The following is a 7493-nucleotide window of genomic DNA, read 5'->3' as shown; positions in this document are numbered from 1 at the left end:
AAGCGCTCCACAGACCCTGCTGGCAGCGACTTCGAAGACAACCGTGGACCTGGTGAGGAGGCAACAGGGCTTGGGACTTGACTGTGAGGCCGGAATTAGACAACCAAGCGCTGTTGATGATGAGCTATTTGATGACCTATTTCCGTTCATCGGCCAGACGCATCGCGTGCCCCGGCCTGGCTGAACCGGTAAGCCGTGCAACGATCGAGCGCTTTCCCCACAATTGCAGAAACGCTACATTGCAAGATGCGCTATCATTTTAAATCTTCTTTGCATTTCTATACTTAAAATCTACATCCCCACACGTCTTGTTTTCCAATATTTTATTCGCCTCACAATATATAATTCCAATATTCATATTAAAATATTCAAAGAAAGGCACAAATCAATACATTGCTTTCATCAATCGAAGATGAAGGAATACGCGCCCCCACATCCAGTCGCAGTCCCACACCAGCAAATAATTTGTTACTAAACAGCCATCAAACCCCGCCAGGGTTTGGCCAGGGGGCAGGCTTGCCGAAATGGAAGCCCTGGGCGGCGTCGATTTCCAGAATGCGGAGGCGTTCGGCATCCTGCTCCGTTTCCACATGTTTGGCGATCACCTTGATGCCGAGTTCGCGCGCGGCCCGCACCAGCCCGTTGAGCACCACGGCCTTGGAAGGATCATTCAGCGCCTCGCGGGTCAACCCCGCCGCCAGCTTCAGCCATTCCACACGGCTGCCGGTGAGCCGGGACAGGACCGGCCAGTGGCCGGCGAAATCGTCGATCGAGGTCTGGCACCCCAAATCCGATACGAAGGTGAAGAAGGATTCCACCATGGCCGGTTCGCGCAGGAAGTCCTTTTCAGCGATTTCCAGACACAGGCGGGAGGCCAGCAGCGGATTGACCGACAGGCGGTGAAACAGCGCATCGCGGAAATTCGGGTCCCGCGCTGTGTCAGCTGACACATTCATGGTCACCAGCATGCGCGTCGCGTTTGACTGGACCGCATCCAGCACCCGGTCGAGCGTCCAGCCATCCACCTGGGCGATGAAGCCCGAGCGCTCGGCGGCCGAAATCCAGGCCCGCGCGGACAGGCCCCGGGCCCTGTCACCAATCAGGCGCAGCAGCACTTCGACCCCGCAAACAGTGCCGGATTTAAGCGCGACAACCGGCATGGCATAAAGGGTCAGGTCCTTGCCGCAGAAACTTTCCGGTTCCGGCGCGGCGGGTTGATCATGTATCTGGGAGGGCCAGTCTCCGGCCTGAACCCCATGAACTTGAACCGACTGACCGCCGGTCCGCTTGCCCCGAAGGCAAGCCCGGTCCGCCAAGCCTAAGAGAGCCGAGGCATCCGCGTTGTTCAGGACGACCGATCCGTCGACAAACGCAACACCGACAGAGCCGCTGATGGTAAAGACCCGCTCCATGATTTCCAGCCGGATCCGCTCAAAGCCCTTCAGGATCCTGTTGGCAAAGTCGAGAGCGGCCGCTTCGCTGGCCACAGGCAGCATGGCGGCAAATTCATCGCCGCCGATCCGGGCTACCGTGCCGAATTCCCCGAGCGCCTGGCGCAGGCAGGCCGCCACGCGCAGCAGCATGTCATCGCCCGCATCATGGCCGCCCAGATCATTGACCTTCTTGAACTCATCAAGGTCAATATAATAGACGGCAAGCCCGGTCTGCCGGTCGCTGGCCATGCGCGCCAGCTCCCCCTTGAGATAGCGTGTAAAGGCGCGGCGGTTCTCCAGCCCCGTCAGCGGGTCCTTATAGGCCAGCTTGCGATTTTCGGCGACTTCCTTGGGGCTGTCCACATCCCGGCGGATGACGGCCATGAAGCCGCGCGGCGCTGCACTGGCCTTGCCCTCCTCACCGTCCGCGGTTTCCGGCAGCGCGACGAAACGGACCTCGCAGACCTTCGGGCCGCCCGGTCCGAAGGTCCCGTCCGCAGGCCCGGCAAGCGCCAGATGAAGGGTTTGCGGGGCGCCGGCGTCCAAAGCGTCCAGAACAGTTTCCAGGATGCTGCTCTCGCAGGTGCAGCCGGTGGCCAGGCGCAGTCTGGCGGCGATGTCCTCCAGATGCGTTTGCCCTTCGAACACCAGAATGTCATCGGGAAAATGTTCCAGAATATGCCGTGCCCGGGCGCCGCTGCTGGATTGCCCGGCCAGCAAGGCCGAGCGGACCAGCGCGCGCTCCTCAGGGTCCAGCTCTGGCTCAAGCCCGCACTCCTGCCGGCCTGTGACATCGTTTTCAAACTGCAGCAAGACCGCAGAACAATCGCGTTTCAAAAACAGTTGCGGGGTGCAGGACAAGTGCCTGCACAGCACCTGGCCGGACGGCACGGCAAAGGCTCCGCCCGCCTCAACCGGCTGGCCGCCAAACGCTGTTGTCAGAACGCGTTCGCAGCGCCCCCAGCTGTCGCCGGAAAACAATTTCCTCAAATTGGATGGAACAGACTTCACGCCCGCCTGCGCACAGGCGTCCGCCAGCAGAGGATTGTGGGCCAGAATACGGCCGTCCCTGCCGACATAAGCCGCCGCGAAGGGAAGAACCTCCAGCAGGGAGGCGTGAAAGGTAGAAAGTAATTCGTTTCTGGCACGGCCGAACAGGCCCCGCCGGTCACGCATGAACCGTTGGCTGATTTGCACCAGACCGCCCTCTCAAAAAATCTCATGATTGGCGCTATTGAAAATAGCTCCGCGCCGCCCCGAAATATCTATTAGCACAGTTTAGCCGTGAATCACGGCCTAGCAAAACTACGCACAAATCTTACAAAAAACTTGGTTAATTCTTATTTAACTAAATAATTTAAAATTTCATTCAAATTTATATTTTTCTCTACTCATATTTTTCTAAATTTGAATACCCGCCTTAATTTCAACACGGAACTGCCCTAGGGGCATCTTCATTGTTTCCAAGTGACCGGTTCCAACTGCAAGTTCACCGGAAAGATACTATTTATCAGGACACCGCAATGCCATTGCCATCCGGATCGCGGATCTGCCAAATTTGTGCACTTTTTGCGTGTATTTTGCTATTTCAAGCTGAAAACACCGTCCAGGCCAAAGACGCGTTTCACCAATGCGGCAAGGCCTCCTGGTACAGTCTGGGCGGCATGACTGCCAGCGGTGAACGGGCCAACCCCAAAGGTTTGACGGCAGCTCACCGCACCTTACCCTTCGGCACGATGGTGACTGTCACCAATCTGTCAAACGGCAAAAGCGTAACGGTGCGCATCAACGATCGAGGCCCTTTCGCGAAAGGCCGTGTCATTGACGTGACTCGTGCCGCTGCCCAAGAGCTCGGTTTCCTGCGCAAGGGGGTGACCAAAGTGCATGTCACCCGGGCCGGGACAGAAAATGCGGCCTCCCCTCAGCAAAAGTGCCAATAATACTTGCAGCCTGCCTATAATTTAGACAGAACGTGATCGATCCGTGAAATTTCAATGCCTCTTCCAATATATTGAAATAAAATGATTATTTTAAGAGCTTTCGGCTTTTGCCTGCAATTCAGTATGAATAACGATCAGTCGCATTACAGTGAATCAAAAAATAAAATATTTTACGGTAATGACATTCTGAAGAGATGCGGCTAGAGTTGCGCCCGTGGTCGATGGGGCCACGTGCACAGTAACTTCATTCGCGCAGTCTTCGGACTGCGCGTTTTTTTTGCAAACCGAATTATTTTTGCAAATATGCCGCTCCCGAAATAAATCAGATCCGCTGACGCCGCGCCGGAAGATGTTTTCAGACCGGGTCTCAGACGGGCTGCCCCCGGTCCAGCCGGTTTAAAAAAGCGGCCGCACAGTCTTTCAGCGCCCGCTGCCGTTCAACGCCCATGCGGGCCCAGCTGGCATAGGGCCGGGATAACCGGCGGTTGCCTTTGAGCACAATCTGATGACGGTCAAGAAAGTCCCAGTATAGGGCATTGAAAGGACAGGCGCCCTCACCCGTTTTCGCGCTCACGTCGTATCTGCAGCTGCGGCAGTAGTCCGACATCTTGTTCAGATAGTTGCCGCTGGACATATAAGGTTTCGAGGCAAGCTTGCCGCCATCGGCAAACTGGCTCATGCCGAGCGTGTTCGGCAGCTCGACCCACTCAAACGCATCCACATAGACGCTCAGATACCATTCATGCAGCTGATGCGGATCAATGCCCGCCAGCAGCGCGAAATTGCCCGTCACCATCAGCCGCTGGATGTGATGGGCATAGCCCTCTTCCAATGTCTGGCCGATTGCCTCCGACAGGCAGCGCATCCCGGTCTCCCCGGTCCAGTAGAAGCCGGGCAGCGGCCGGGCAGCCTCCAGCATATTGGCGTTTTCATAGCCGGGCATGGACAGCCAGTAGAGCCCGCGCACGAATTCCCGCCAGCCAATGATCTGCCGGATGTAGCCTTCGGCCGCATTCAGCGGCACGGCACCATCCCGATAGGCCGCCTCCACCTTGCGGCACAGGTCCAGCGGGTCCAGCAGCCCGATATTGAGATAGGCCGAAACAACCGAGTGGTAGAGAAACTTCTCGCCTTGCAGCATGGCATCCTGATAGGTGCCGAACCGGGCCAGAGCCGTCTGCAGAAAGCGGTCAAAGGCCGCTTCGGCCTGGGCCCGGGTGACCGCAAACCAGAACGGCTCCAGCTGCCCCATATGGGCCGCAAAGCGCGCCCCCACCAGCCGCAGCACGTCTTGGGTCGTCTGATCCGGCGGAAAACGGGCCGGCCTCGGCATGAAGAGATCGGCTGCGGCCGGTTTACGATTGTCCGCATCATAATTCCATTTGCCCCCGGCCGGCTGATCCCCGTCCATCAAAAGGCCGGTCCGGATCCGCATCTGCCGGTAAAAGTGCTCCATGCGCAGCTGCTTGCGCCCGGCCGCAAAGGCCTCAAAATCGGCCCGGGAGGCCAGAAACCGGCTGTCCTCCAAAATCACGACCTGCCGCCCGAACGCATCCTGCCAGCCGGTCATATCCTCCAGAACCCGCCATTCCCCCGGCTCGGTCACACAGACCCGCTCGGGCGTCAAACGTGCACAGGCGCGCGCCACCTCCCCCCGGAAGCTCCCGGTGTTGCCGGCCGCATCCAGCTGCACATACTCCACATGCCATCCGTCCGCCCGCAGGCTGTCGGCAAAATGGCGCATGGCGGACAGGATGAAGGCAATCTTCTTCTTGTGGTGGGGCACATAAACGGTTTCGGCCTGCACCTCCACCATCAGCACCCGGTCCAAGGCACGGTCCGCCCCGGCCAGGCTGGAGATGTGCGGGCTCAGCTGATCCCCCAGGATCACGATCAGCTGGCGGCAGCCCTTGGACGGGGTCCGCTCAGCGCCGCCCACCGGCACCTCCCGCACCGCCTGGCCGCAGACCAGACGGCCTCCGGTTTTGAATCAGGTTCTGGCCTGGCGTCTCCCGCACATAGGCGCACATGACGGCTCCTTAAAACAGCTTGTGTCAGCGCTATACGCAGATCCGTGCCTCCCCTATCACCGCCCCTGCCGTTTTTTTCACCGCTGGCCCGGCTGGCCAGCCCTCCCCTCCCCTGTTGCACCCACCTTGAGCCCTTATACCAGGCGGTCCGATGGGGTGTGAAAGACGGCCAGGCTGGCGGTTCAAGCAACACAACGCCGTCCAGCAGGCATAAAACCCCGGCAAACCGGTCAGGAGAGGGTCAGTCCCTTGCAACGGGCAGGAGGCTGTGGAAGATAACTTGTCCAAAAGACCAGAAAGCCATTGCCCGCAAGCGCCGGATCTTGTATCAGACCGTCCTATCCGCCGCGCAGCCCGCCTGCGACCGGCCATAGCACCCGTAGCTCAGCTGGATAGAGCGCTGCCCTCCGAAGGCAGAGGTCACAGGTTCGAATCCTGTCGGGTGCGCCAGATTAAAACCAACAAAACAGCTACTTAGCAAGAAAAACCCACTTCGACTTGGGTGACGCTCCTCTGTACGGAAGCACCGCGGAAGCAGAGTCTATCCTGCCATAGCGCGCTATATCGCACTCGCTTCGGCTTCAACCCACTCGGGACTGCGCGCCAATTCCTAATCTGAGGGTCACAGGTTCGAATCCTGTCGGGGTCACCACTTGCAAACAGGTCCATTCTCGTCACATGGTTTACATTTGATACCGGAGAGACAGTTTACACTTTCTCCGGCGTGAATGGATTTTTTGCCGGTTCGACGCGGTTCTCCTTATTGTCGAAGAAACCCAGATCATAATCGAGGAATGAGACGAGCCAAATTTCGTCGTCGACTTCCCGTAGTCCGAGGATCTGGCCGGCGAAGACCTGGCTGAGATTGATCTTGCGCTTTCCGATACAGATACGGCCGCATCGTGTGACGCGCACAGCGCAGTCATGGAAAGGGTATTCCGGTTCAGGCGGCGGCTCGTAGACGCGGGGCGAAGGTGTATAGAAGTCACCGGGATAGGCTCCTGCGAGACCCTGATGGGGCCGCTCATTGTTGTAAACAGTCATGAAGCGGTCGAACTTTTCTTGCTGCTGGAGGAAGTTGAAAGCAGCGGGCTTTGCCGTTTCGCTTTTCAGGGTCAGGTGCATGCGCTCATGTCGGCCGTTCTGCTCGGGGTGGCCTGGCTTGATGCGCTCGATCCGAATACCCAGGCGCAGCCACCAAACTGATAGCTTGCTCAACCCGAACAGCGCATTCGGGCTGGCGAAGGGGAGGCCGTTGTCGGTGCGAATGGCCGCGGGAAGGCCGAACTCCTTGAAGACGCGCTCAAAAACGGCAAAAGCGAAGTCGGACTTGGTGCAGGTCAAGCCTTCACAGGCCAACAAATAACGCGATCTGTAGTCAGTGATCGTCAGCGGATAGCAGTACTGCCGGTTGCCGAGCTTGAACTCGCCCTTATAATCGGCGCACCAGAGCCCGTTCACGTCCTGTGCGTTATGAAGCTCGGTTCCCCGAGCCTTGTACCGGCGGCGTTTGCGGTGCTGGACCAGACCGTGACGGACCAGAACCGCATGGACCGTGCTGATCGCCGGAGCCTTGACCATGGGGTATTGCCGAACCAGCTTGTCTCGGATCTTCGGCGCCCCCCAGGTTGGATGCTCGCGCTTGAGGCCCTGGATGCAGCGTTCGATCTGGAAGGGAAGTTTATTGGCCTGCCGATAGGGTCGCCGGCTCCGGTCGTTGAGGCCGTCCAGGCCACATGCCTTGTACCGTTCAAAAATCTTGTAACCCGTAACGCGCGATATGCCGAACTCACGGCACAGCGGCGCCATCTTCTCACCTTCAAGCAGCCGGGCAACAAAACGCAGTCGCTCATCCATAGGCCTACACTCTTTCCAAGGCATTCAGGGATCCCCCAAATGCGAAATGTGTAAACCATGTGATCGGAATAAAATGTCAGCTATCTCTCAATAAGCTCATTGTGTCCGATCCGGAGACATAGGGTGTCCGCCCGGTGAAGCCGGTCTTCATGGCGGCCAGGCGCTCTGTTACGCTGCTTTTGCAGCGTAACACCAAGGCATGAGTTCGTTGATGCGATTGATCTTGTGGTCGG

General features: G+C 58.2%; 4 protein-coding genes and 1 tRNA gene. 2 read left to right on the top strand and 3 right to left on the bottom strand.

The window, feature by feature from the left end:
• Positions 1–482 precede the first annotated feature (482 nt).
• A complete protein-coding gene (locus tag ACXAH0_RS24950) occupies positions 483–2630 on the bottom strand; it encodes an EAL domain-containing protein (RefSeq protein WP_475179944.1) in 2148 nt (715 codons plus the stop codon).
• A 326-nt stretch (positions 2631–2956) separates the two neighbouring features.
• Between ACXAH0_RS24950 and ACXAH0_RS24945 the strand changes: the two genes are divergently transcribed.
• A complete protein-coding gene (locus tag ACXAH0_RS24945; RefSeq protein WP_475195972.1) occupies positions 2957–3373 on the top strand; it encodes a septal ring lytic transglycosylase RlpA family protein in 417 nt (138 codons plus the stop codon).
• A gap of 367 nt (positions 3374–3740) precedes the next feature.
• Here the strand turns inward: ACXAH0_RS24945 and ACXAH0_RS24940 are convergent, their stop codons facing one another.
• Positions 3741–5312 carry a cryptochrome/photolyase family protein gene (locus ACXAH0_RS24940; protein WP_475195970.1) on the bottom strand — a complete coding sequence of 524 codons (1572 nt, stop codon included), beginning with the start codon at positions 5310–5312 and terminating at the stop codon, positions 3741–3743.
• 464 nt (positions 5313–5776) lie between these two features.
• Here ACXAH0_RS24940 and ACXAH0_RS24935 point away from each other — a divergent pair.
• A tRNA-Arg gene (locus ACXAH0_RS24935) sits at positions 5777–5853 on the top strand.
• Between the two features lie 258 nt (positions 5854–6111).
• Here ACXAH0_RS24935 and ACXAH0_RS24930 read toward each other — a convergent pair.
• The gene (locus ACXAH0_RS24930; protein WP_475195968.1) at positions 6112–7284 is read right to left on the bottom strand and encodes an integrase core domain-containing protein; all 1173 of its coding nucleotides are present in this window, start codon (positions 7282–7284) and stop codon (positions 6112–6114) included.
• Between the last annotated feature and the right edge of the window lie 209 nt (positions 7285–7493).

It is taken from the genome of Roseibium sp. AWQ4_290, from assembly GCF_056160985.1.
This window is presented reverse-complemented; position numbering and strand designations above follow the sequence as displayed.

Bases quoted from the DNA above. Each gene is read 5' to 3' on its own strand.
- ACXAH0_RS24930 (WP_475195968.1), bottom strand. From the start codon at position 7,284: ATGCCTTGGAAAGAGTGTAGGCCTATGGATGAGCGACTGCGTTTTGTT.
- ACXAH0_RS24945 (WP_475195972.1), top strand. From the start codon at position 2,957: ATGCCATTGCCATCCGGATCGCGGATCTGCCAAATTTGTGCACTTTTT.